The organism is Rhodospirillaceae bacterium (genome assembly GCA_018660465.1).
GTDB lineage: Bacteria > Pseudomonadota > Alphaproteobacteria > Rhodospirillales > JABJKH01 > JABJKH01.
The window spans coordinates 1-24,131 of the sequence record JABJKH010000024.1 but is presented as its reverse complement, the minus strand read 5'-3'; the positions used below and the strand labels follow the sequence as shown (position 1 = coordinate 24,131).

20 protein-coding genes and 1 tRNA gene are annotated in these 24,131 nt (G+C 54.5%); 9 read left to right on the top strand and 12 right to left on the bottom strand.

Annotation, left to right across the window (positions count from 1 at the left end; all coding sequences use genetic code 11):
* Window positions 1–7: 7 nt before the first annotated feature.
* The 7 genes from HOM51_04675 to trxA all read left to right on the top strand — a co-directional run bounded on the left by HOM51_04675 (window position 8) and on the right by trxA (window position 11,383).
* The gene (locus tag HOM51_04675) at window positions 8–2,332 is read left to right on the top strand and encodes a PAS domain-containing protein (GenBank protein ID MBT5033793.1); all 2,325 of its coding nucleotides are present in this window, start codon (window positions 8–10) and stop codon (window positions 2,330–2,332) included.
* Window positions 2,333–2,335: 3 nt separating this feature from the next.
* Window positions 2,336–2,806, top strand: coding sequence for a tRNA (adenosine(37)-N6)-threonylcarbamoyltransferase complex ATPase subunit type 1 TsaE (gene tsaE, locus HOM51_04670; GenBank protein ID MBT5033792.1), 471 nt, complete (start codon window positions 2,336–2,338; stop codon window positions 2,804–2,806).
* Window positions 2,799–3,815, top strand: coding sequence for a phosphotransferase (locus HOM51_04665; protein MBT5033791.1), 1,017 nt, complete (start codon window positions 2,799–2,801; stop codon window positions 3,813–3,815). Before tsaE ends, HOM51_04665 begins: the two co-directional genes overlap by 8 nt.
* Window positions 3,797–4,567: a nucleotidyltransferase family protein gene (locus HOM51_04660; GenBank protein MBT5033790.1), complete on the top strand. Its 771-nt coding sequence runs from the start codon at window positions 3,797–3,799 to the stop codon at window positions 4,565–4,567. Before HOM51_04665 ends, HOM51_04660 begins: the two co-directional genes overlap by 19 nt.
* On the top strand, window positions 4,564–7,518 hold the full coding sequence (gene addB / locus HOM51_04655) for a double-strand break repair protein AddB (protein ID MBT5033789.1): 2,955 nt from the start codon (window positions 4,564–4,566) through the stop codon (window positions 7,516–7,518). The genes HOM51_04660 and addB overlap by 4 nt, the downstream gene beginning before the upstream one ends.
* A complete protein-coding gene (gene addA / locus HOM51_04650; GenBank protein MBT5033788.1) occupies window positions 7,515–10,946 on the top strand; it encodes a double-strand break repair helicase AddA in 3,432 nt (1,143 codons plus the stop codon). Before addB ends, addA begins: the two co-directional genes overlap by 4 nt.
* Before the next feature lie 113 nt (window positions 10,947–11,059).
* On the top strand, window positions 11,060–11,383 hold the full coding sequence (trxA, locus tag HOM51_04645) for a thioredoxin (GenBank protein MBT5033787.1): 324 nt from the start codon (window positions 11,060–11,062) through the stop codon (window positions 11,381–11,383).
* A 54-nt stretch (window positions 11,384–11,437) separates the two neighbouring features.
* Here the strand turns inward: trxA and HOM51_04640 are convergent, their stop codons facing one another.
* The 12 genes from HOM51_04640 to aroA all read right to left on the bottom strand — a co-directional run bounded on the left by HOM51_04640 (window position 11,438) and on the right by aroA (window position 23,243).
* The gene (locus tag HOM51_04640; protein MBT5033786.1) at window positions 11,438–12,829 is read right to left on the bottom strand and encodes a bifunctional folylpolyglutamate synthase/dihydrofolate synthase; all 1,392 of its coding nucleotides are present in this window, start codon (window positions 12,827–12,829) and stop codon (window positions 11,438–11,440) included.
* The gene (locus HOM51_04635) at window positions 12,720–13,715 is read right to left on the bottom strand and encodes an acetyl-CoA carboxylase carboxyltransferase subunit beta (GenBank protein ID MBT5033785.1); all 996 of its coding nucleotides are present in this window, start codon (window positions 13,713–13,715) and stop codon (window positions 12,720–12,722) included. The genes HOM51_04640 and HOM51_04635 overlap by 110 nt, the downstream gene beginning before the upstream one ends.
* A 14-nt stretch (window positions 13,716–13,729) precedes the next feature.
* Window positions 13,730–14,563 (bottom strand): tryptophan synthase subunit alpha, encoded by an 834-nt coding sequence (locus HOM51_04630; protein ID MBT5033784.1) that lies wholly within the window; start codon window positions 14,561–14,563, stop codon window positions 13,730–13,732.
* Window positions 14,564–14,567: 4 nt separating this feature from the next.
* Complete coding sequence (trpB, locus tag HOM51_04625; GenBank protein MBT5033783.1) at window positions 14,568–15,788, bottom strand: tryptophan synthase subunit beta; 1,221 nt, start codon at window positions 15,786–15,788, stop codon at window positions 14,568–14,570.
* Between the two features lie 96 nt (window positions 15,789–15,884).
* Window positions 15,885–16,526 (bottom strand): phosphoribosylanthranilate isomerase, encoded by a 642-nt coding sequence (locus HOM51_04620; GenBank protein MBT5033782.1) that lies wholly within the window; start codon window positions 16,524–16,526, stop codon window positions 15,885–15,887.
* Window positions 16,523–17,242, bottom strand: coding sequence for an orotidine-5'-phosphate decarboxylase (gene pyrF / locus HOM51_04615; protein ID MBT5033781.1), 720 nt, complete (start codon window positions 17,240–17,242; stop codon window positions 16,523–16,525). The genes HOM51_04620 and pyrF overlap by 4 nt, the downstream gene beginning before the upstream one ends.
* Before the next feature lie 78 nt (window positions 17,243–17,320).
* Window positions 17,321–17,677, bottom strand: coding sequence for a LapA family protein (locus HOM51_04610; protein MBT5033780.1), 357 nt, complete (start codon window positions 17,675–17,677; stop codon window positions 17,321–17,323).
* A gap of 43 nt (window positions 17,678–17,720) precedes the next feature.
* Window positions 17,721–18,005 carry an integration host factor subunit beta gene (gene ihfB / locus HOM51_04605; protein MBT5033779.1) on the bottom strand — a complete coding sequence of 95 codons (285 nt, stop codon included), beginning with the start codon at window positions 18,003–18,005 and terminating at the stop codon, window positions 17,721–17,723.
* A 130-nt stretch (window positions 18,006–18,135) separates the two neighbouring features.
* On the bottom strand, window positions 18,136–19,062 hold the full coding sequence (gene sppA / locus HOM51_04600) for a signal peptide peptidase SppA (protein MBT5033778.1): 927 nt from the start codon (window positions 19,060–19,062) through the stop codon (window positions 18,136–18,138).
* Between the two features lie 90 nt (window positions 19,063–19,152).
* Window positions 19,153–21,120, bottom strand: coding sequence for a 30S ribosomal protein S1 (gene rpsA, locus HOM51_04595; protein ID MBT5033777.1), 1,968 nt, complete (start codon window positions 21,118–21,120; stop codon window positions 19,153–19,155).
* Window positions 21,121–21,248: 128 nt separating this feature from the next.
* Complete coding sequence (locus HOM51_04590; GenBank protein ID MBT5033776.1) at window positions 21,249–21,899, bottom strand: (d)CMP kinase; 651 nt, start codon at window positions 21,897–21,899, stop codon at window positions 21,249–21,251.
* A gap of 12 nt (window positions 21,900–21,911) precedes the next feature.
* A complete protein-coding gene (gene aroA, locus HOM51_04585; protein ID MBT5033775.1) occupies window positions 21,912–23,243 on the bottom strand; it encodes a 3-phosphoshikimate 1-carboxyvinyltransferase in 1,332 nt (443 codons plus the stop codon).
* A gap of 215 nt (window positions 23,244–23,458) precedes the next feature.
* On the opposite strand from aroA, the gene HOM51_04580 reads away from it, so the two are divergent.
* Both HOM51_04580 and HOM51_04575 read left to right on the top strand, forming a co-directional pair.
* Window positions 23,459–23,851, top strand: a complete 393-nt coding sequence (locus HOM51_04580; protein MBT5033774.1) for a TIGR02300 family protein — start codon at window positions 23,459–23,461, stop codon at window positions 23,849–23,851.
* 183 nt (window positions 23,852–24,034) lie between these two features.
* Window positions 24,035–24,110, top strand: a tRNA-Ala gene (locus tag HOM51_04575).
* Window positions 24,111–24,131 lie beyond the last annotated feature (21 nt).

Below are 24,131 nucleotides of genomic sequence, written 5' to 3'. Positions count from 1 at the left end.
TCCGCCCATGGATACCCTACTTGCCTTCGCGCTGGGTGCGTTGTCACTGGCGGCTGTCGTTACGCCAGTATTTTTGTGGCAACGCAACCGGTCCAACAAGATCATAGCGGCCCATAGGGAAGCCGCCGCCGATGCTCGATTGTGGCTGGAAACTTTGGCAACATCGCCTGATGGGTTGTTCGTCTGGGTACGGGCCAGCGGTGCTGCCCTTTGTTCGCGCCGATTGGCAGTTTTACTAGATCTTGCCCCCGGGACAGACTCTAAATTCGCCGATGTCGCAGCGCGTTTTGAAGGTGAAGCCGCCGGCGTTCTAAGCAAAGCCGTGGAACAACTTCGAGCCGACGGCACGCCCTTTGATCTTATTCTGCCCACAAGTGGCAGTCGGCAAATGATCAACGCCGTCGGCACCCGTGCGGGCGACGCAGAGGGCCTACCCCTCGCAGACTTATTGTGGATGCGCCCAGAAGTTGGCACCGGGGTCGCGCAACCTCCCGTCCCTGGCTTAGCGAGAACGACCGTCCAGACCCACGACCATCTCTATCGCTTGCTTGAACATCTTCCCATGCCGGTATGGCTACGCGATGCGGACCAGGATGTCGTCTTCGCCAATCAATCCGGCATTGATCAAACCGTGGGCGAACCAGCACGAGAACTGGCGGCCCGAGCTCATGCCCAAAAACAAGCCCTGACGGAACGCCATTTTCTTATTCTAAATGAATCTCCGCAACTTCTTGAGATCACCGAGTCCCCGTTGGAAGGCTGGCCGGGGACCGTCGGCTTTGCCGTTGATCATTCGGCCCGCGAAGCCAAAGAAGTCGAACTGAGCCGACAAGCGGCAGAACGAGATCAGGTTCTAGAAAATCTCTCCACCGCCATCGCTATCTTTGATACCGACGCTAAGCTGGTATTTTTTAATACGGCTTATTCAGCATTATGGCAGCTAGAAGAATCCTGGCTCGGCACGGAACCAGGATTGGGCGAAATTCTGGAGCGGCTTCGCGAAGACCGACGATTGCCGGAGACCGCGGACTTTGCCGCCTTCCGAGATGAACAAATTGGCCAGTTTGAGACTTTGTCGGAACCGGTCGAAACGCTTCTACACTTGCCGGATGGAACTACCCTTCGTTCGGTTGTCAGTCGAGATAGCCTTGGTGGCTTGGTATTTGCCTACGAGAACGTCACCGACAGACTGGCGCTGGAACGTTCTTTCAACACCGTAACCGCTGTTCAAAGCGCGACCCTGGAAAATCTTCACGAGGCCATTTGCGTTTTTGGCAGCGATGGGCGATTAAAACTCAGCAACCCGATGTTCGCGCAAATGTGGGACCTGGGCGACGGTGATCTTGTCGACAATCTTCACGTCACAGATTTCGTCGCCACCATCCGACCGATTAGCCTCGGCAACATTCCTTGGACGGATGAGCAATGGACCGCCCACAAAGAAAATGTGGTGGCCAAAATCTTGAGCCGGGAACCGGCCTCTGGACGCCTCATTAGCGGCGACGGCACGATCCTGAACTACACCAACGTGCCGCTGCCTGATGGCGCTGTTCTTTTGAGTTACATGGACGTAACAGACGCCGCCAGTGTCGAAGAAACCCTGCGCCAGCGAGCTGAAAGCCTGCAGGAAGCCAACAGATTGAAATCGGAATTCATCTCTAATATTTCCTATGAGATCCGCACACCACTGAATTCCATCATCGGGTTTGCGGATATTTTATGTGGTGAATACTACGACAAGCTGACCGGTCGCCAGCTGGAATACTGCCAAGATATTCTATCGGCGGGGGAAAGCCTGCGCATAATTGTGAATGATATTCTTGACCTGGCTGGCATTGAGACTGGCATGATGAAACTGAAGCTGGATACGGTCGATCTTGTCCCCATGCTGGAATCGGTACTGAATCTCGTCCGTGAACGGGCACGCGAAAAGTCGGTAAGCCTCGAATTCGATTGCAAAAGCGATATTGGTTGGATCGTTGCCGACGAAACGCGCCTTAAGCAGGCTATTTTTACGTTGCTTAGCAATGCGGTTCGCTTCACGCCTGAAGCGGGAACAGTCCGACTGTCCTGCAGCCGCGGTACGATTGATTTAGACATCGCTGTTTCGCACACGGGTACCGGAGCCCCGAACCAGGAGCAGGACGAAGTGCTGAAATCGCTTCAATTGGGATATCAATCTGATGACCCCATTGGCGAGTCAGGGCACGGGCTTTCCCTGGTCGCGCGTTTCATCGACTTGCACGGCGGTCATATAAAAGTCGAACCCGCGGAAAATGAAGGCGCAGCCATTGTCTGCCAACTTCCCATTTCCAGTGTCGCTGGGGACTGAGCCATGGAGCCCCTCGCGCAATTAAACTTGGCCAATGAAACTCAGACAATGGCCTTAGCCGAAAGCCTTGCTGCGATTGCCATTGAGGGGGATGTCTTCGCCTTAACCGGGGAATTGGGGACAGGAAAATCTGTATTCGCCCGCGCCTTCATAACCGCCCGCAATGGATCGCCGCTTGAGGTCCCAAGCCCGACGTTTACGCTTGTGCAACCGTATGAGTTGGCATCAGGAACAATCCATCACTTCGATCTATATCGTTTAAACGCACCAGAAGAAGCTTTGGAACTGGGGCTGGAAGATGCCTTCGCCAGCGGCATAACACTTATTGAATGGCCGGACCGCGCGAGCGGGCTTCTGCCGTCGAATCATATGATCATTCGACTGGCCTATGGCACCAAACAAGACCAACGCACAGCCGATATTCTAGGTGGACAGGCGTGGAAGCAACGCTGGGAGACGGCAGAACTTGGCTGAACGATCTGAAATAATAGAGACTTTTTTGCACGCCCACGGCTGGGGAGATGGCGATCGCGGCCCGCTTGCAGATGACGCATCGTTCCGCCGATATGATCGGCTTATAGATGGGTCTCGTCGGGCAGTTCTAATGGATGCACCGCCGCCGGAAGAAGATGTTCGACCCTTCGCCCGCCTCGCCCGTCATTTAAGATCATTGGGCTATAGTGCGCCGGAAATTTTCGCCGAGGACGCACCCAATGGGCTGTTGTTATTGGAAGATCTGGGCGATGACACTTATACCCGCATGTTGGCTGATAAGGGCGATGAGCGCGCCCTGTATACTCTGGCGGTTGATGTCTTGATCGATTTGCATCGCCGCCCCGGGGACGAAACGCTGCCGCCAAGTTTGGTGCCGACGTATGACGTTCCGACATTGCTAAACGAGGCATATCTCCTGACTGACTGGTATATGCCAGCGATAACGGGGGAGCCAACGGCTCAAGAAACACGCGATACCTACGGAGAGATTTGGCGGCCCTTGTTTGAGTCAATTCAGAATGGGCCCAAGACATTGGTGCTCAGGGATTTTCATGTTGATAACCTAATCTGGTTACCAGAGCGACCGGCAACAAAAGGCTGCGGCCTTTTGGATTTTCAGGACGCCCTCGCCGGGCACCCAGCCTATGATCTGATGTCGCTTTTGGAAGATGCACGCCGCGATATCGCCGATGATTTGATCAACGAAATGTTGGAACGTTATCTATCTGCGTTCGACGATTTGGACCGCGAGGCTTTTATGAAAGCCTATACCATCTTGGGTGCGGGTCGCCATGCCAAGGTTATCGGCATATTTACCCGCCTGAGCGTCCGCGATGGAAAGCCCCAGTATCTCCACCATATCCCTCGAGTTTGGAAACTTTTAGAACGCGCCATTCATACCGGCGGACTGGACAGCCTGGGCCAATGGGTGGATCATTATATACCAAAGAACCTCAGAGGAATTCCTTCATGCCCGCCGACGACTTAAAATTCCTCAACAAGCCCTCCGGATGTACGCCGGATCATGCAATCGTACTGTCTGCAGGCAAAGGTCTGCGCATGCGCCCGATTACGGACTCAACACCAAAGCCAATGATTCAAGTCGGCGGTCGCACGCTCTTGGATCGGTCCCTTGATCGGCTTGAGGACTCCCATGTCAAAAAAGTCGTGGTTAATCTGCACCACCTGGGTGAGCAGATCGAACGCCACCTCGGCAGCCGAGAAACACCCGATATAATCTTTTCCCATGAAGATGAACTATTGGAAACCGGCGGCGGAGTCGTGAAGGCGTTGCCTCAGTTAGGCAAAGCCCCGTTCTTTGTTATTAATGCTGACGCCATGTTGTTGAACGGTTCCGAGATCGCGTTGGACCGCATGAAGGCGGCTTGGGATGAGGACGCAATGGACGGCTTGCTGCTGTTGCAATCCACGGTCGAAGCTTACGGCTACCGGGGTCAGGGCGATTTTTGGGTTGATCCTAGCGGACTCATTACACGTCGCCCCGAACGTGAAGTCTCGCCCTATCTGTTTACTGGCACGCAAATCCTTCACCCACGATTGTTCAAGGGCGCACCGAAGGGCGCGTTCTCGCTTAACGTTCTGTACGACAAGGCAATCGAGGAAAAACGCCTGTTCGGTATCGTCCATGATGGTGAATGGTTTCATATCGGCACGCCGGATGGATTGGCCGAAGCCGAAACCTATGTGCAAACCAGGTATCCGGGCATTCGCCACCGATGACGGCCGACACCCCTGCGGTTCAGAGCATCCCGCCAGGAAGCCCTTTCGTTGATGCCTTGGCTGCTGGTCTCATGGACCGCTACGGCGCGACCCCGGATCAATTGGCCAAAGTAATGGTCCTTCTGCCGACCCGGCGGGCGTGTCGGTCCTTGCGGGAAGCATTTCTAAGATTGAGCGGTGGGAGCCCCCTTCTTTTGCCTCAGATGACACCCCTGGGGGATGTTGACGAAGATGAGTTATCTTTATCTGGATGGGAGGAAGTTGGCACAAGCAATCCCTTCGAAGCCCCCACCGCTGTCTCTGCCCTAAAGCGGCAGTTGCTCCTAACCCGGCTGGTTATGGCGTTTGAGAAGGGCCAAACGACCGTCGATCAGGCCGCGCGATTGGCCAGTGAATTGGGGGCGCTTTTGGATCAAGTCCAGACCGAGCGTCTGTCTCTCGAGGCTTTAAACAACTTGGTGCCCGAAGAACAAAACCTGTCCAAACATTGGCAGATCACCCTGTCATTTCTCAAAATTCTAACCGACCTTTGGCCCGACGCGCTGGCGGAACAAGGCTGTGTGGATCAGGCCTTGCGACGTAATATTCTACTGGAAGCGCAGGCCGAGCTTTGGCGGTCTCAGCCACCCGAAAATCCGATTATTGCTGCGGGTTCCACAGGCAGCATCCCGGCGACGGCGGATCTGTTGAAGGTGGTCTCACACCTTCCCCAAGGCGTGGTTGTGTTGCCCGGTCTGGACCGGGATGCAGATGACGTCACTTGGAAAGCACTAGAGCCGTCGCACCCACAATTCGGCATGGCTAGGCTTTTGGAATTTTTAGACATCGGACGTGGTGACGTTACGGATTGGAATGCACCCGGTATTACTGGAACGAACCCAGCCCGCACTGACCTAATTAACCGCGCCTTGTTACCGGCAGAAGCGACCGATCAATGGAAGGATCAAAGTGTTCCAGATGATGTAGCACTTAAGGGAATTTCCGTTATCGACTGCCCTGGTCCCCAGGAAGAAGCTGGTGTCATTGCCTTGATCATGCGGCGGCGTCTGGAAGACGAAGGCGAAACCGCAGCCCTAGTCACACCAGACCGTGGATTGGCCCGGCGGGTCGCGGCGGAGCTTTCACGCTGGGGGATAGAGGTCGATGATTCCGCTGGCGTGCCCCTGGCCCAAACACCGCCAGGAGCTTTCCTGAGGCTCACGGCGCGGATGGCGTCAGAAGGCCTTGCACCCGTTCCCCTTCTGGCGGCCCTAAAACACCCGCTGGCATCTGGGGGGACGCAAACCGTGGCCTACCGTTCGCGGGTGCGGGATCTTGAATTGGCGGTCCTGAGAGGACCTCGACCTGCGGCAGGATTGGAGGGTCTTGAGGAAGCACTGAGCAAAGATGCGGACAAATTCGAAGATGTCCTCACGCTGCTGGAAAAGGCCGCACGCCCGTTTGTGGAACTTCTTGAGGGAACCCACCCTCTCCGGGATTTATTGAAGGCCCACGTGGCAATGGCTGAACAACTTGCGGCCACTGACGAAGATACGGGGCCGACAAAACTATGGGCCGGAGAGGCTGGCGAAAATGCCGCTGGGTTTGTCGCTGAATTGGCGGACGCGGCGCCTGACCTTGACCCTGTTCCAGGTCACACGTATCCAGCGCTGTTAGATACCTTGATGTCGGGTCGGGCCGTGCGTCCGCGTTATGGTCAACATCCTCGTTTGCATATTTGGGGGCTTATGGAAGCCCGCTTGCAACATGCCGATGTGGTTATCTTGGGCGGCCTCAACGAAGGCACTTGGCCGCCGGAAGCACCCGCCAATCCGTGGATGAGTCGGCCGATGCTGGCCACCTTCGGCCTGCCGCAACCGGAACGACGCATCGGCCTGACAGCGCATGATTTCACTCAAACCTTTGCTGCCTCGGAAGTGGTTCTCACACGGTCCGTTCGTGTTGAAGGGACACCCACCGTGCCATCCCGGTGGTTGTTGCGACTTGAGAATTTATTAGGCAAGGCAAAAGCCCAGACTCTGCATGACAACGGCGCAAAGTGGGCTTATTGGCAAACATTGTTGGATGCCGCGAATGATAAATTTGATATCGAGCCCCCTGCACCATGCCCACCGGTCAGCGCTCGACCGCGAAAGCTATCCGTCACCCAAGTCGAAACATGGATGCGTGATCCTTACGGGGTTTATGCGCGCCATATCTTGAAGCTCAGGGCGTTGGATGATCTCGACGCCAACCCAGGAGCGGCTGATTATGGGACCTTCATTCATGACGCGTTGGACGCATTCCTGCAAAAATTTGGACGGGCGGTTCCAGAGGATGCTTATGAGCAGCTTCTGAAAATCGGACAAGATGCCGCTGCTGAATATCTTAACCGACCCGGAGTCCGGGCGTTCTGGTGGCCGCGGTTTGAGCGCATTGCGGCGTGGTTTGTTGAGACAGAGCGCGCCCGTCGCAGAGACATAAAATCCATCGCCAGTGAAGTTCTGGGCGACCATGTGATCGATGCTCCCGCCGGTCCCTTCAGACTTATCGCCAAAGCCGACCGTGTTGACACCCTTACCGATGGCACCCTTGCCATTATCGATTACAAAACCGGTGCGCCACCATCAGCCAAAGAAGTCGCCGCAGGGTTTGCGCCGCAACTGCCCCTGGAAGCCGTGATCGCCGAAGCAGGTGATTTCGAAGGTCTTCATAAAGCGCGGGTATCAGCGTTGGATTATTGGCGTCTGACGGGAGGCGATCCAGCGGGCGAACGCAAATCAGCCGGGAAGGAAATTGAGAGCCTCGTACAGGCAACACGGGACGGTCTGCAGAATTTAATTCACCGATTTGATTTTGAAGATACTCCCTACGAAGCCCGCCCCCATCCACAACACGCGCCACGTTATAGCGACTACGAACATCTGGCGCGGGTGAAAGAATGGTCGGCGATTACCGGAGGGGACGAATGAACACCATCGCCGCCAACCCGGTTGACGCCCAACGCCGCGCCGCTGATCCGGGTGCCAGTGTCTGGGTGGGGGCGTCTGCAGGCACCGGCAAGACAAAGGTCCTGACCGATCGAGTACTGAGCCTGATGCTGGCGGGGACTTTGCCACAGCGCATCTTGTGCCTGACGTTCACTAAAGCTGCAGCAGCCGAAATGTCGACCCGCATCGCCCAACAGCTTGGGGCCTGGGCACGGATGGATGATGAGACCTTGTCCCAAAGCCTTACTGAATTGTTTGGCAACAATCCTGATGCGGCAACGTCGGTCCGAGCGCGACGATTGTTCGCCCAAGTATTGGATACACCGGGCGGCATGAACATCCAAACCATCCACGCGTTCTGCCAGTCCTTGCTAGGTCGGTTCCCCTTGGAAGCCGGGATAGCGCCACACTTTTCAGTTATGGATGAGCGGGACGCCGAAGAGATGTTGGACGCCGCCATGGAAGAACTTTTGGCCAATGCAGGACGCCATCACGATAAACAAATTACAAATGCCTTGTCGGTTATCACCCGACATGTCCGTGAAGATCGTTTCGTTGAACTTATGAAAATGTTGTCCCGGTCGCGGGGACGTGTACGGCGCTTGATTGACCGGTTCGGAAGCGTAGAGGATGCGGTCGGGCACACTTGGAAATCATTGGGATTGGAAATCGGTGAGACCCCAGAACGCATCAATGCGGAGGCTTCTGAAGACGACAGTTTCGATCAGATTGGATTGCGCCTTGCGGCTGAAGCGCTTGCAGATGGGTCCAAAACCGACCAAGCGCGCGGCGCCATTATCGCCGCCTGGCTGATCGCTAGTCAGGAGGAAAGGCAGAACTCATTCAGTGAGTATTCAAGCCAATACCTGACGCAAAAAAATACAGCTCGTTCTACACTGATTACCCAAGGAGCTTTAAAAATATCCCCCGGAGTAGACGAAGTTTTAGCCAATGAGGCTGAACGCCTGTTGGCTGTATTGCGTCGGCGCTCGGCTGCTGTTACGGCAGAAGCAACATCCGCTCTTCTATATTTAGGGGACACTTTATTAGACTCTTATGCGCGGCATAAAAATGCTCATGCCCTATTGGATTATGATGATTTAATTTTTGGCGCGCGTGATCTCTTGCAGAAAGATGGCATCGCCCCTTGGGTGTTGTTTAAGCTTGATGGCGGGCTTGAGCATATTCTGGTTGATGAAGCCCAAGACACCAATCCTGAACAATGGGAAGTGGTAAAATCCTTGGCCGAAGAATTTTTTTCCGGTGAAGGTGCGCAAGAAAGGGCAAGGACAGTTTTCGCGGTTGGTGATACCAAGCAATCGATCTACAGCTTTCAAGGCGCTGACCCGGAAGCGTTCGGCACGACGCGGGATTATTTTGCAAGCAAGGTAAGTGCCGCCGAAGGAACATGGCGTCAGGAAGATTTAAACATTTCCTTTCGCTCCACGAACGCCGTCTTAAAAGCGGTCGATTTTGTATTTGGACAGCCCGGCGTTTCAGACGGCGTCTCCCTCGACGGTCTTGAAATTCAACACGATGCATGGCGAAAGGCAGACGGGGGAAGGATTGAGCTTTGGCCGCCGGTGGAGCCGTTGGAAAGCGACGCGCCCGCGCCCTGGAAACCGCCAGTCGAACGGGTCCAGGGAGATTCACCAGAAGCTCGGCTGGCAGCCCTGATCGCAGAAAAAATTCAGTCGATGACAAATACGAGCGATGTTTTGGAATCCAGAGGTCAGCCCGTCAGACCCGGCGATATCATGGTTTTGGTGCGCCGCCGCCGAGGGTTTGTCGATGCGCTGGTGCGAGAACTCAAACGCCGCAACGTTGCTGTCGCCGGTGTCGACCGGATGGTGCTGACCGAACAATTGGCAGTCATGGATCTTGTCGCACTGGGTCGATTTTTATTGTTGCCAGATGATGACCTGACCCTTGCGACGGTTCTCAAAAGCCCCTTGATCGGGTTAACCGAAGATCAGCTTTTTAGCTTGGCGTATGACCGTGAGAACACACTGTGGCGGGAGCTGTTCAAGCGGCATCGTGAAGACCCCACATTTACTGACGCCTATAATTTTCTAAGGGGCCTTCTATCGCGAACGGACTTCGAAGCCCCGTTTGAACTTTTCAGTCATGTCCTTGGTCCCTTGTCTGGCAGGGTCAAATTACTGGAGCGCTTGGGTCAGGACGCCGATGATCCAATCAATGAATTCCTCGACCAAGCCTTAGCCTTCGAAAAAACCCACGTCGCATCGCTGCAAGGATTCCTTCATTGGCTGGAAGCAGGTGGAGTTGAAGTGAAACGTGACCTTGAACAAAGCGGCCAGGATGCTGTTCGGGTGATGACTGTGCATGGGGCAAAGGGCCTGCAAGCACCCATTGTGTTTTTGCCGGACACCATGCAGGCACCAACGCAAATCGACTCCCTCTTATGGCCGGAGGCAAAAGGCGAGACTTTGATGCTATGGCCGCCAAAACGGGAATGGTACGAGGAGATCGCGGAAGCTGAGTTAGAGGAATTAAAACGCAGACAAGATCAAGAATACCGGCGCTTGCTCTACGTCGCCATGACCCGGGCGGAAGATCGTTTATATGTTTGCGGATGGCACGGCACACGAAAACCAAGTGAGGATTGTTGGTATAATTTGATTGAGCGCGGTCTGAGGGATATGGCGGAAACACCCAGCGCCGACTACGCCGTTCATAGATCAAAACCTGAGACTGATATTTTAAGCATGGTCTGCCCGCAAACTGGGGACGTGAAAAAGTCTGAAGCTCCTGTGGCTGAGCCCGATTTTTCGGACACAGATGGCGGTTGGATGACATCGCCGCCGCCAGCTGAGGCAACGCCGCCAAAACCGCTCATGCCGTCTCGACCCGACGGGGAAGCGCCGCCCGTACAATCCCCCTTTGGGGAGGACGATGGCCACCGCTTCAAGCGCGGGCGGATCATTCACCGCTTTCTGCAGACTTTACCTGACGTCACGCCAGATGCGCGCGAAGGTGCCGCTCAATCGTTTTTAGCGCAGGATGTGCATGATCTTAGCCCTGAACAACAGAATGAAATTAAATCTGAAACCTTGGCAATCTTGAACCATGCTGATTACGCCTTCCTGTTCGGCCCCGGCAGCCAGGCCGAAGTTCCCATGGTTGGTGAATTTGAGGGGCAGGTTATGTCAGCCCAATTGGATCGCCTGCTGGTAACCGATGAGGCGGTATACGTCATTGATTATAAGACCAACCGCCCGCCCCCAAAAAAGCCGGAAGATATTTCGGAAGTTTATCTCAAACAAATGGCGGCCTACCAACAGGCCTTGCAACGTATCTATCCCGAACGCCCCATCCGGTGCCTGTTGCTGTGGAGCGACGGTCCGGACCTGATGGAACTGCCTGACACCCTTTTAACGAAAATTTGATGAACTTGGTTTGGGTGCCCCCCTTGACGCCATGCAGCCTCGCGCCTAAATTCGAATGAAGTTCACGGGGGTAGCCCGTACAGTCTTTTCATCCGAATTAGGGGATTAAATACATGCCTAAACAGATTTCCGATGGCTCCTTTGAAGCCGATGTAATTGAAGCTTCCAAGTCGAAGCCTGTGGTTGTCGATTTTTGGGCAGAATGGTGCGGCCCCTGCAAGCAGATCGCGCCCGCGCTAGAAGAAATTGATTCTGAAATGGCTGACAAGGTCACCATTACCAAGATCAACATTGATGAGAACCCCTCCTCGCCCGCAACCTATGCGGTGCGCGGCATTCCGACATTGATTATGTTCAAGGATGGCCAAATCGCAGCCACCAAAACCGGGGCTCTACCGAAGAGCAAACTGGTAGAATGGATTGAGTCCGAAATCTAAATTTTGATCTCAGTTATCTTTGCAAAACCTCGCCATCTGGCGGGGTTTTGTCGATTAAGCATGATCTGCCAGCACAGTCCCCGCCAGATACAATGATCCGCAAATTAGAATTCGCGCAGAACCCGGGCTTAATTCCACAAGCGCTTGCACAGCTTCCTCAACGTTATTTGTAGGAGATGATTCGATGCCAACGGTTTTCGCTGCTCCCGTTGCTTCAACGGCGCTCAACGTCGCGGCTTCGCCAGGAATGGCGACGGTTCGAATTTCAGAAACTGAAGGCGCCAGCACCGAGAGAAATTCGCCGGGCTGCTTACTGTTCAGCATTCCGAATACGAGATAAAGCGGCGCATCCGCCCATGACGCCTTCGCCTCTGCAACAATCGCTTCCGCCGCCGCTTTGTTGTGGCCGCCATCGAGCCAAAGTTCCCAGTTCCCCGGCAGCATCTCCACCAACGGTCCCGTGCGTAGCCTCTGCAACCGCGCGGGCCATTCAACATTTCGAAGCCCGGTGCGGATTGCATTATCTGGCACGGTAAAATCTTCTAAATGCCGCGCGCAGGCGATCGCCTGGGCTGCGTTATTAAGTTGGTGGTCGCCCGCAAGAGCGGGCCTGGGAAACTTCTGATTGCCGTCCTTGGTTTCAAAAATGAATTCATCCGGTTCAGCTTGTATGTGCCAATCTTGGCCCTCGGAAATTAAATTTGCATCCAAGCTTTCAGCCTTTGCGGCGATGACATCCCGCGCTTCGTCTTCCTGATCAGCACAGATAACTGGGACATTGGGTTTAAGAATACCGGCTTTTTCTCCCGCTATCTCAGCCAAAGTGTCGCCCAAGAAATGCTGATGATCGAGAGAGATGGGGGTAATTGCGGTAAGCACTGGATCATCGACCACGTTGGTCGCATCCAAGCGCCCACCGAGCCCGGTTTCCAACAGCACAATATCCGCGGGGGTTCTTGCAAACGCGAGCAAGGCCGCGACCGTAGTGATTTCAAAATAGGTGATGGGTTTGCCGTCGTTTGCGGCTTCGCATTCTGCCAGAAGCGCGCCCAGTGCTTCTTCATCTATCAGGCTTCCTGCCAGCCGAATGCGTTCGTTAAACCGCACCAGATGCGGCGATGTATGTACATGCACGCGGTAGTTGGCAGCCTCTAGAAACGCCCGTAAGAAAGCAAGCACGGACCCTTTTCCATTGGTGCCTGCAACGTGAATGACGGGGGGGAGTTTTTGATGGGGATTGCCGAGCCGATCTAGCAGTCGTTCCACCCGCCCCAGTGACAAATCAATCAGCTTCGGGTGAAGCTTTGTCAGCCGCTCCAAAATGATGTCGGACGGTTTATGATGCGGGGGTTTGCTCAGGGGGATTTTCCTTAGGCTCGATTTTAGTCTCTTCCCGGGCCTCTTCCGGAGCCTCTTCCAGCGCCTCTTCTGCAACACCTGGGTCATCCGGCGACGGAATGGCCAGAACGTCAGCCGCAGGGCCTTGATTGCGCAACAGTCCCAACACGCGGATCAAGGTGCCGCGCAGTTCGGGACGGGTCACCACCATATCAACCATACCGTGATCGAGCAGATACTCAGCACGCTGAAAATCATCCGGCAGTTTTTCACGAATGGTCTGCTCAATCACCCGCGCACCAGCGAAGCCAATGACAGCGCCTTTTTCCGCGATGGCAACGTCGCCCAACATGGCGAATGAAGCCGTCACACCGCCAGTTGTCGGATCGGCCAGGACAACGATATACGGCAGGCCTGCCTCGCGAAGTTCGTCCACAGCGATGGTAGATCGGGGCATTTGCATCAACGACAAGATACCTTCCTGCATACGCGCACCGCCGGACGATGGTACGACGATCAAGGGTGCATCCTGCACCACGGCCAACCGCGATGCCGCCAGCAATCCATCGCCCACCGAAATGCCCATGGAACCGCCCATGAACTGAAAATTAAACGCAGCAACCACCACGCTCATCCCGCCCATCTTGCCATGGGCGACCATGAGCGCGTCTTTTTCGCCGGTCGCATTTTGGGCTTCTTTAAGGCGATCGGTATATTTGCGCCGGTCGCGAAATTTTAACGGATCTGCAGCACCGTTTTTGAGTTCGATGGTCTGATATTCGCCCTCATCAAACATCATATCCAAGCGCTGTTTGGCATTCAGCCGCAGGTGATGGCCGCAATGGCGACAGACCCGCATTTCTTTTTCCAAATCCCGATGGAAAATCATTTCATTGCAGGCCGGGCACTTGTGCCACAGGTTATCCGGAATTTCCTTTTGAACGCCGACCAATTCCCGAAGCTTGGGCGGGATGATATCTTTTAGCCAGTTCATTTGTTCCCCTCCCCTTAAGTACGCGCGCCGCGCACTCCTTCAGCGAGTTCACGGACCAGACCCAGCACTGCATTAGCTGTTCCAGGTTTGGCCTTACCGTTTTCATCAATGTTGTTTGCAACCTGATTGACCAAGGCAGAACCAACAACAGCAGCATCAGCGACGGCCGCAACCTTTGCCGCTTGAGCCGCAGTCGTGATCCCGAACCCAACGGCAACCGGCAGGTTCGTGTGGCCTTTCAATCGTGCCACCGCTTCACGGATGTGTTCATCCGATGCTGACTGGGTCCCGGTGATCCCGGTGATCGAGACATAATACACAAATCCGCTCGCGTGTTCCAAAACTGTCGGCAGGCGTTTGTCATCGGTCGTTGGTGCGGTCAGGAAAATAAAGTTCACGCCTTTAGCTTGAGCCGGCAGACAGAGTTCAGATTTTTCTTCCGGCGGCAAATCGACGATAATTAAGCCATCCACACCGGCGTCTTTGGCATCATCTAAAAATTTATCCACGCCGTAGATGTAAATCGGATTGAAATAGCCCATCAGGATGATCGGGGTGGCATCATCGACGCCGCGAAATTCGCGAACCAAGTCGAGAGTCTGTTGCATTGAAGCGCCTGACTTTAATGCCCGTTGGGAACTGGCCTGAATCGCTGGGCCATCGGCCATGGGATCGCTGAACGGCATACCGAGTTCAATTAGGTCAGCGCCAGCGACCGTCAAGCCCATCAGAATTTCGCGAGAGACTTCAGGGTCTGGGTCCCCTGCCGTGACAAAGGTCACCAAGCCTCCTCGGCCTTCCTTTGCCAAATCAGCAAATCGGCGATCAATGCGGGTTTCAACAGTCATCGGCTCAGCCCCCCGCCAGATCAAGGCCAAGGTGCTGGGCGACGGCAAAGATGTCTTTGTCACCGCGCCCACACATGTTCATGACGATCAAATGATCGGACGGCAGGTCCGGCGCAATCTTAGCCACATGCGCCAAGGCATGAGACGGTTCCAGCGCTGGGATAATGCCTTCGGCGCGGGTGCACAACTGAAAGGCCTCTAGCGCTTCTTTATCGGTAATAGAGACGTAATCGACTCGGCCAGAATCCCGCAGCCACGAATGCTCCGGCCCCACGCCAGGATAATCAAGACCCGCAGAGATCGAATGGCCTTCGTTTATTTGACCATCTTCGTCTTGCAGCAAGTAGGTTCGGTTGCCGTGCAACACCCCTGGCTTGCCGCCGGTCAGCGACGCCGCGTGTTCAGGTGTATCCAGGCCGTGCCCGCCGGCTTCGACGCCAATCATGGAAACGCTTGGATCATCTAAGAATGGATAGAAGAGCCCCATGGCATTGGAACCACCACCGATGGCGGCAATGAGGGTATCTGGCAGGCGGCCTTCAGCCTCCTCTATTTGACCCCGGGTTTCATCGCCGATGATGCGCTGGAAATCCCGCACCATTTCAGGATAGGGATGCGGCCCCGCAACCGTGCCAATTAAATAATAGGTGTCATCCACGTTGGTAACCCAATCGCGGAGTGCTTCGTTCATGGCGTCTTTGAGAGTGCCGGAGCCTGCCGTCACGGGACGAACTTCTGCCCCTAGAAGCTTCATCCGAAAAACGTTGGGCGCTTGGCGCTCAACATCCGTCTCACCCATGTAGACCACGCACTTGAGCCCAAACAATGCGCATACGGTCGCTGTCGCCACGCCGTGTTGGCCGGCACCGGTTTCGGCGATGATGCGTTCTTTGCCCATGCGACGGGCGAGTAGAATTTGGCCGAGGCAATTGTTTATTTTGTGCGCGCCGGTGTGGTTCAACTCGTCGCGCTTGAAATAAATTTTTGCGCCGCCAAAGTGCTCGGTCAGGCGGGCCGCGTGAAACATGGGACTCGGACGGCCCGCATAATGCTTTAAAAGATCATCCAATTCGTCGGCGAAGGATTGGTCTTCTTTGGCGGCGTTATAAGACCGCTCCACATCTAGAATCAGGGGCATCAGAGTCTCAGCAACAAAGCGTCCACCATAAATGCCAAACCGACCATCTTCGTCGGGACCATCGTGATAGGTATTAAGCGTCGTCATTTAGTACTTTCCAAATTTTTTGGGACCCCAGGGCGCGAACCGGGGTAATAAAGCACGAAGCCATGAAAAAACAATGAAATTCGGGTAAAACAGGCCTTAAAGATTTCCAACAACGTCCAGAAATTCTTTAATTTTAGCGATGCTTTTAACCCCTGGCGCATCTTCCACGCCAGACGAAACGTCAACCGCACCAGCGCCGCTGACCCGAACCGCCTCGGCAACGTTTTTAGGCGTCAGTCCGCCCGCTAAAACCCACGGTTTCTGCCAGGTCAGGCCCTGCAAGAGCTGCCAATCAAATGCCACAGCATTACCGCCGGGTCGAGTTGCATCCTTGGGCGGCTTGGCATCGAACATTAAACGGTCGGCGACGTCTTCGTAGTCCCTGGCATGGCTCAGGTCTTCAAGCCCTTCAATGGCGATGACCTTCATAACCTGCAGTCCAAAACGTTCTTTGACTTCCGCCACACGGTCCGGGCTTTCGTGGCCATGCAATTGAATCATGTCTAAAAAGCCACCACTGGAAATTTCTGCTAAGAAATCATCGCTGGCATCAACGACCAGCCCAACTTTGATAATTCCTTTGGGGACGTCGGTGGTTAGGTCCTGCACCTCGGCCAAGGTGACATTTCTAGGAGAGCGTTCGAAAAAGACAAAGCCGACCGAGCGCGCACCACCTTCCACGGCAGCGGCCACCGCGTCCTTGCTCTTCAGGCCACAAATTTTTGCTTCAACGGTCATTCGTCCGCTTCAATTTCATCGACAATTCTCTTGGCCGCGTCGGCTGGGTCATCTGCCCCGGTAATCGGTCGCCCGATCACCAGATAGTCGGCACCAGCGGACACGGCATCTGCCGGTGTCATGATGCGTTTTTGATCGTCGGTCGAGGCCCAGGCAGGACGGATTCCCGGCACCACGAGTTTAAAATCAGCACCACAGACCCCGCGCAAGGCCTCGACTTCCCGGGCTGAGCAGACCACACCATCCAGCCCACTTTCTTGTGCCAAAGCTGCTAAGCGGGTGACTTGGTCCAACGTCGTCCCGGCCACACCCACACCCTGCAGGTCATCCTCTCCCAAGGACGTCAAAACCGTCACACCTAAGACCAGGGGCCTTTGGCAGCCTTCAGACTCAGCCGCTTCAATCGCTGCATCAGCAGCGGCCCGCATCATCGTCGCACCGCCCCCGGCGTGAACGTTGACCATAAAGGGACTGAGCTTCATGGCCGCGCGGATGGCGCCTGCAACAGTATTGGGAATATCGTGAAATTTTAAGTCGAGGAATATAGGCTGCCCCCCGGCCGCTACTTCTGCGACCCCTTGGGGACCTGTTGCGGTAAAGAATTCTTTGCCCAGTTTGACGCCCCCAACAAGGCCAGAGAGGTCTTTAGCCAACGCCGCAGCTTTTGCGACGTCCGTGGTATCAAGGGCAACGAAGATGCGTTCACGGGCCAGCACGATGTACCTCTTTTATTGGGGTTCTGTATGTTGGTGAATTTTTACCCCGGCGCGCGCGCCGGTACAATGCCCAGAGAGCTATGCTGCATTTCGAGAAGAGGGTGACGTCAACGCCGGGAGAGTTTCGCCCCCAGCAGACGTGTTCATCATCTCTTCCTGTACGCGGCTAATTTCCAATTCCCGCTCCAGGGATCTAACGCGTCTTGCGTCCAACCTGGCTTGCCGTCTTGCCTTACTTGCCGATGTCCAGGTGATGAAGCCCCCCAGCAGAAACCCAGCAAATACACTGGCCAGAATAACGACTGACAACGGCGGCCTGAAAACAACCGGCAGCGGCCATAGGTCAACAGGAATAAGGGTGCGGTTGGAAATCAAAAAAACAAGCGCCACCAAGGCCAGGGGCACTAAAATAATCCAGAATAAGAATGTCTTCACGCGTATGAACCTTGATTATAAAAGGTCGCTGACCTTCGGCGTTTTATTCCTTGCCGTTGATTTTTTCGCGAAGCTGTTTTCCCGTCTTAAAATAGGGAATGAATTTGGAAGAAACTTGTACTGAATCTCCGGTGCGTGGATTGCGACCGGTACGCGAGCCACGTTCTTTCACCGAAAATGCACCAAACCCACGAAGTTCAACCCGATCCCCGCGCGACAAAGCCATGGTGATTTCATCGAAAATAGTTGAGACAATCCGCTCCACGTCGCGTTGATAGAGATGTGGGTTGGCTTCCGCCAAACGTGCAATCAACTCCGACTTGGTCATGTTTCCATCCCCCTGCGGTGAAATGTTCCCGGTTTGCCTTCTGTAAACTAAAGGCAGCCTGGATTTATTTCCCCTATCGGCAATTCACAGCCCAGTGATTCAGCGCGCCTAATCGGCTATCGCGCGTTTTCTAGAGTCCAGGGTGCCAAAGTGAGATCGGCCCGTCAAGTGTAAGTCTTTCAGAAAACAGAGTTTTTCCAAAAATACCTTCTAACAGAAAGCGCCAAATTTTTTTCTCTTTCGAGGTTCTTACGTCCCGAACCGGTACGGTTAGACCAATTTTACGCACATCAGAGAGCCAGACCCGGGCCTCTTCTTCTCCACCAATGGCATCAATTAGGCCAACTTTTACGCCCTGGCGGCCGGTAAACACCCGACCATCTGCAAGTGCGCGCGCACGGGCAGGCTCCATATCACGCCGCTTCGCGACGATATCCACAAACATGCTGTAGAGATCTTGAATCAGAGCCTCTGTCACTTTTCGCGCATCTTTAGAGAATGATTCCAAAGGGTTAGGCTGTGCCTTCAAGGGACTGCTTTTAACCGATATAGATTTGACACCCAGCTTTTCGAGCAAACCCGTCACATCTGCTGATTGTAAGATCACCCCAATGGAGCCTGTTATTGACCCTTCTCGGGCGAAAATTCTATCTGCGCCCAAGGCCGTCATGTAAGCACCGGAAGTGCCCAAATTTCCAAATACTGCAACCACCGGCTTTTTGACCGAGATGCGACGTAACAGTCGAAACAAGTCCTCACCACCGACGACAGTGCCACCCGGGCTATCAATCTGCACGATCAGGGCCTTTGCGTTTTTATCTTTGGAAATTCGCCGGAGCGCGTCATTGCGGGTAAGGTCTGTCACAATGATCCCGTTAATTTGGACCCGAGCAACGTAATCGCCTGAGTTTAGACCAGTTCCTTGTATGTGGCCGCCTAATCCAGTCGCGCCGACGGCGACGACGGCGACAATCGCCGCAATGGCAATAACCCGCCAAAACGTCAATCGCCGCTTCAAACGACGTCTGTCGATCACTTCATCGGCACTCAATGGCATGGCGACTCACCATACTAATAGGCGTTAAAACCAGTCGCCCGCTGCCGGATCACGTCGGCAACGGGCGTAACCAGTATTCCCAGCTGACTACTAAGCTTCGTCGTCGGAGTCGTCAGCGTCTTTCTTGGCCTTTGCCTTAGCCTTTGGCTTCGGCTTAGCTTTGGCCTTAGGTTTAGCTTTCGCTTTGGCCTTGGGCTTTTCTTCAGCTTCCGCTTCTTCGGCCGCTTCGGCTTCGGGAGCCTCAGCCTCAGATGCTTCATCCTCTGCCTTGGCTTTAGCTTTTTTCTTAGCCGGTTTTTTCGCAGGTTTTTCTTCGGCCGGTGCTTCCGCACTTTCGGCTGCAGCTTTCTTTTCTTCTAAGGCCGCACCCAAGATATCACCAAGGCTCGCGCCGGAACTGGAAGAACCATAATCCGACATCGCCTTCTTCTCGTCTTCAACTTCACGGGCTTTGATCGACAGGTTGACCTTCCTGGATGCGCGATCCACTTGCGTGATTTTGGCATCGATCTTTTCACCTGCGGCAAACCGGTCCGGTCGTTGCTCACTTCGGTCACGGCTAAGTTCCGCCTTACGAATAAAGCCAGGAATTCCTTCGCCGACTTCAACTTCGATGCCGGTTCCGGTTACACCGGTAACCGTACAGGTGACAACCGCACCCTTCTTCATGCCGGCCATGCCGGATTCAAGCGGATCATCGCTCAGTTGCTTGAGACCTAGACTGATGCGTTCTTTCTCAACATCCACATCCAAGACCTTGGCTTTGACCATTTGGCCTTTTTCGAAGTCCGTCAAAGCTTCTTCGCCGGTTTTTTCCCAGGAAAGGTCTGACAAGTGAGCCATTCCGTCGATATCGCCTTGCAAGCCGATGAACAGACCAAATTCGGTGATGTTCTTGATCTCGCCTTCAACTTCCGTACCAACCGTGTGGGTATCGACAAAGGCTTCCCAAGGATTGGAAACACATTGCTTAAGCCCCAGGCTGATCCGGCGTTTCTCTGGGTCAGCATCCAGCACCATAACTTCGACTTCTTGGCTGGTGGAAACGATCTTGCCCGGATGAACGTTCTTCTTGGTCCAGCTCATTTCGGAGACGTGAACAAGGCCTTCGACGCCTGGTTCCAGTTCCACAAATGCGCCGTAATCGGTGATGTTGGTCACCCGACCTGTAAATTTGGCGTTCATCGGGAACTTGCCTTCGACACCTTCCCAAGGATCGGATTCCAGTTGCTTCATGCCCAATGAAATTCGCTGGGTCTCTGCATTGAAGCGAATAACCTGAACGTTCACTGTCTCACCAATTTGAAGTGCTTCAGACGGATGATTGATCCGGCGCCACGCAATATCGGTTACGTGGAGCAATCCATCAACGCCGCCCAAGTCAACAAATGCACCGTAATCGGTGATGTTCTTGACGACGCCTTCAAGCACTTGGCCTTCGGTCAAGTTGGAAATCAACTCAGACCGAGCCTCAGCGCGGGTTTCTTCGAGCACGGCACGGCGGGAAACAACAATGTTGTTCCGCTGGCGGTCCATTTTCAAAATTTGGAACGGTTGTGGGGAACCCATCAGAGGCCCAATGTCGCGCACCGGGCGAATATCTACCTGACTGCCTGGCAAGAAGGCCACGGCACCGTCGAGATCGACGATAAAGCCACCTTTGACGCGACCGAAGATAACGCCGTTCACGCGTTCGGTTGCGTTGAACGATTTCTCCAGCTCGGTCCAAGCTTCTTCACGGCGGGCTTTCTCACGGCTGAGCCGGACCATGCCGTCACGATCTTCGTAACGCTCGACAAAAATGTCGATCTGGTCGCCTTCTTTGATGGTTGCTTTTTCACCGGGAGCCGCGAATTCTTTGATCGGCACGCGGCCTTCGGATTTCAATCCGACGTCAATGATAACAGTGTCGCCGTCGACACTAATTACCGAACCCTTAACCACGTGGCCTTCAAAGCCGCCGTCGGGTCCCATTGATTCTTCTAAAAGATCAGCGAAAACTTCGCCGGTTTGTAAGGGGGAATCCTCCACCACGGAGGCTGTTTCTGCAGGAGTCATGTTGTTGTAGTCCTTAAGTTCAATTGTTTGTCCAGGCCAGCCGGTTGTCTCCAGCGGTCTTTTTCACCAAGTTTAAATTTGTTTCCCAGTCCCGCCGTAATAACCCAATAAGACAGGCAACGCGGTCATTAGGAACCGTTCTGCTGATCAATGAATTCTACCGCCGCTGCGAATACCGCATCGGCGTCCAGATCACTGGTGTCTATCTGTAGTGCGTCTTGGGCCGGCACCAGGGGAGCAACACCGCGACCGGAATCACGAGCGTCTCGCTCCTTCATATCTTGCAGAACGCGGGCATGTATAGCGGCAACGTTCCGATCTAGCAACTCTTTAAGACGACGTTCCGCCCTGACCTCTACACTGGCTGTCACAAACAGCTTCGCGTCGGCATCCGGACAGACCACGGTTCCGATGTCACGACCGTCCAAAACGGCCCCCTTCATGGCGCCATCTGGGCCATCTGGCGGCGTGTGTGCGAAGTCCTGTTGAAAGGCTAAAAGAGCGGCACGCACACCCGGCACAGCAGAGACCTTAGAAGCCGCTTGAGCGACCTCGTCATTGCGAAGGTTAGGGCCTTTCAAATCGCCTGGCACCAAGGCTTCAGCGACTTCGGTGGCGCGCTCAGCATCTTCTGGGTCCTGACCTGCACTGAGGACTTTATAGCCGACGGCGCGATACAGCAGCCCCGTATCCAACAGAGCCAAAGAATAATGCACCGCCAACCGCCGCGCCAAAGTACCCTTTCCCGCCGCGGCGGGGCCATCGATAGCTATAATCATGTCGTGCTCTCCTTAAACGATGTCTGCGCCAAGCCCGTTCATTAAATCCGCAAAACCGGGAAAACTGGTGTTAATGGGGGCTGCATTATCGATATGCACAGCTTCATCCGTAACCGTGCCCAAAACTAGAAACGCCATGGCAATTCGGTGATCAAGGTGGGTTTTAATAAGGCCGCCTCCTTTGGGGGGCTTCCCATTCCCATATACGGTCAAGCTGTCTTCGCCTTCATCAACCTTCACACCACAGCGTTCCAAGCCTTGGGCAACTGCCGCCAAACGATCACTTTCCTTCACCCGCAATTCAGCTAACCCCGACATCTTCGTTATGCCATTAGCACACGCAGCAGCAGCAGCCAGGATGGGGTATTCGTCAATCATTGCCGGGGCCAGGGAAGCGGGAATGTCCGCCCCCCGCAAATCCGACGCCTTTATGCGAAGATCACACACCGGTTCACCGGCCTCGGTTCGCTGGTTTTCCCGTTCGATATCCGCCCCCATCAATGCCAAGGCATCCAACAGGCCGGTTCGCAATGGATTGACGCCAATGTTAGGCAGGGTGATTTCCGACCCCGGCACCAACAACGCGGCCACAAGAGGAAACGCCGCAGATGAGATATCTGCCGGCACGACAACATTTCGGGCGGTGAGTCTTTGCCCCCCGACCAACCGAATAGACCGCCCACCCGTCGATAATTCTTCGACCACAACGTTCACGCCAAAATGTTTCAGCATCAATTCTGTATGATCCCGGGTCGCCCGCGGCTCAATCACACGGGTTTCACCTTCTGCATTTAGGCCCGCCAATAAAATCGCCGACTTCACCTGCGCCGATGCAACCGGCAGTTCATAATCAATAGGCTTAGCGGGGGATAATCCTGTCACCGTCAGCGGCAGTCGCCCGCCCTCAGCCGCATTAAAGGCGGCACCACATTGCCCGAGCGGCGTCATCACCCGCTGCATGGGGCGTTTCGAAAGCGACGCATCTCCAACAAATGTGCATGAAAACGGCAAGGCGGCGACAAATCCCATCAAAAGCCGTACCGCCGTCCCTGAATTTCCCATGTCCAGATCTTCGGAGGGTGCAGACAATGCCTCAACCCCTCCTCCCTGGATGCGCCATTCGCCAGTATTCCCCGGGACCTGTTCTACCGTCGCCCCCAAGGCCCGCATCGCAGCGCATGTTGACAGCACGTCTTCGCCTTCCAACAGTCCCGAAACTCGGGTTTCGCCATCGGCAAGCGCGCCTAAGATGGCGGCCCGGTGCGATATGGATTTATCGCCCGGAATTTTTGCGAAGCCCATTAAGGGTCTTGATCTGTTAGATTGCGCTTTCGACATGGTCATTACCGTTGGAATCTGTCTTACTGTGTTGCAGGCTGTATTGCGGTGAAACACCCCGCCAACCCTTGTGTTATCAGGCGAATTTGCCGGACTTATCTTCCTGACGCGTCCTTGAAAATAGTTTTTTTTCGCAAACAATGTTTTTTGGTTTTGACACGGCCCGGCGAAAATGGCAATTGGGCTCGCCTGAAACGTATATTTGGTTCGGAGGTTTATAGATGGCGAAACCGGAATGGGGCGCTAAAGTTTTGTGTTCAGACTGCGGTATGCGGTTCTACGATCTCAAACGTGATGAACCCGAATGCCCGACATGTGGCACTGTCCACAAGGCGGTAAAGGTATCCAAGCCTAAAAAGGCGCGCGAGCCCGAACCAACGCCTGAACCAAAGAAAGCTAAACTAGAAGCCGATTCGGAAGAAGTGGTTGAAGATACTGGTGACGAGGCGCTTTTGTTGGCAGATGACGAAACTGATGACGATCTCGACGATGGCGACGACACGGGCGAAAACGGTAATGGGATCATGGAAGATACGTCGGACTTAACTGCGGACGACGACGACATGTCAGAAGTCATGGAACACGTGGAGAAGCCTGAGGACGACAGGGCGTAAGAACCTTCTATAACGTACAACCAACAGACCGCCGATACAGTCAGTTAAAGTTTATTTGGAATTCGCTTGCCAATCCCCGGTATTCCTAAGTAGGTTCCCGTCCGACCCCGCCCCGAAACGGGATTTGATATTTCGGATAAATATTTCCCGCGGCCACCTGTTTAATTTGGTGCCGCAACACGTGGGGCCGTAGCTCAGTTGGGAGAGCGCTACAATGGCATTGTAGAGGTCGTCGGTTCGATTCCGTCCGGCTCCACCAATAATTTCAAGGGCTTAGCTG

Excerpts from the sequence above, each read along its gene's own strand:
- HOM51_04675 (MBT5033793.1), top strand. The coding sequence starts at position 8 with ATGGATACCCTACTTGCCTTCGCGCTGGGTGCGTTGTCACTGGCGGCT.
- tsaE (MBT5033792.1), top strand. The coding sequence starts at position 2,336 with ATGGAGCCCCTCGCGCAATTAAACTTGGCCAATGAAACTCAGACAATG.
- HOM51_04660 (MBT5033790.1), top strand. The coding sequence starts at position 3,797 with ATGCCCGCCGACGACTTAAAATTCCTCAACAAGCCCTCCGGATGTACG.
- addB (MBT5033789.1), top strand. The coding sequence starts at position 4,564 with ATGACGGCCGACACCCCTGCGGTTCAGAGCATCCCGCCAGGAAGCCCT.
- addA (MBT5033788.1), top strand. The coding sequence starts at position 7,515 with ATGAACACCATCGCCGCCAACCCGGTTGACGCCCAACGCCGCGCCGCT.
- trxA (MBT5033787.1), top strand. The coding sequence starts at position 11,060 with ATGCCTAAACAGATTTCCGATGGCTCCTTTGAAGCCGATGTAATTGAA.
- HOM51_04640 (MBT5033786.1), bottom strand. The coding sequence starts at position 12,829 with ATGACCCAGGTGTTGCAGAAGAGGCGCTGGAAGAGGCTCCGGAAGAGG.
- HOM51_04635 (MBT5033785.1), bottom strand. The coding sequence starts at position 13,715 with ATGAACTGGCTAAAAGATATCATCCCGCCCAAGCTTCGGGAATTGGTC.
- HOM51_04630 (MBT5033784.1), bottom strand. The coding sequence starts at position 14,563 with ATGACTGTTGAAACCCGCATTGATCGCCGATTTGCTGATTTGGCAAAG.
- trpB (MBT5033783.1), bottom strand. The coding sequence starts at position 15,788 with ATGACGACGCTTAATACCTATCACGATGGTCCCGACGAAGATGGTCGG.
- HOM51_04620 (MBT5033782.1), bottom strand. The coding sequence starts at position 16,526 with ATGACCGTTGAAGCAAAAATTTGTGGCCTGAAGAGCAAGGACGCGGTG.
- ihfB (MBT5033779.1), bottom strand. The coding sequence starts at position 18,005 with ATGACCAAGTCGGAGTTGATTGCACGTTTGGCGGAAGCCAACCCACAT.
- sppA (MBT5033778.1), bottom strand. The coding sequence starts at position 19,062 with ATGCCATTGAGTGCCGATGAAGTGATCGACAGACGTCGTTTGAAGCGG.
- rpsA (MBT5033777.1), bottom strand. The coding sequence starts at position 21,120 with ATGACTCCTGCAGAAACAGCCTCCGTGGTGGAGGATTCCCCCTTACAA.
- HOM51_04590 (MBT5033776.1), bottom strand. The coding sequence starts at position 21,899 with ATGATTATAGCTATCGATGGCCCCGCCGCGGCGGGAAAGGGTACTTTG.
- aroA (MBT5033775.1), bottom strand. The coding sequence starts at position 23,243 with ATGACCATGTCGAAAGCGCAATCTAACAGATCAAGACCCTTAATGGGC.
- HOM51_04580 (MBT5033774.1), top strand. The coding sequence starts at position 23,459 with ATGGCGAAACCGGAATGGGGCGCTAAAGTTTTGTGTTCAGACTGCGGT.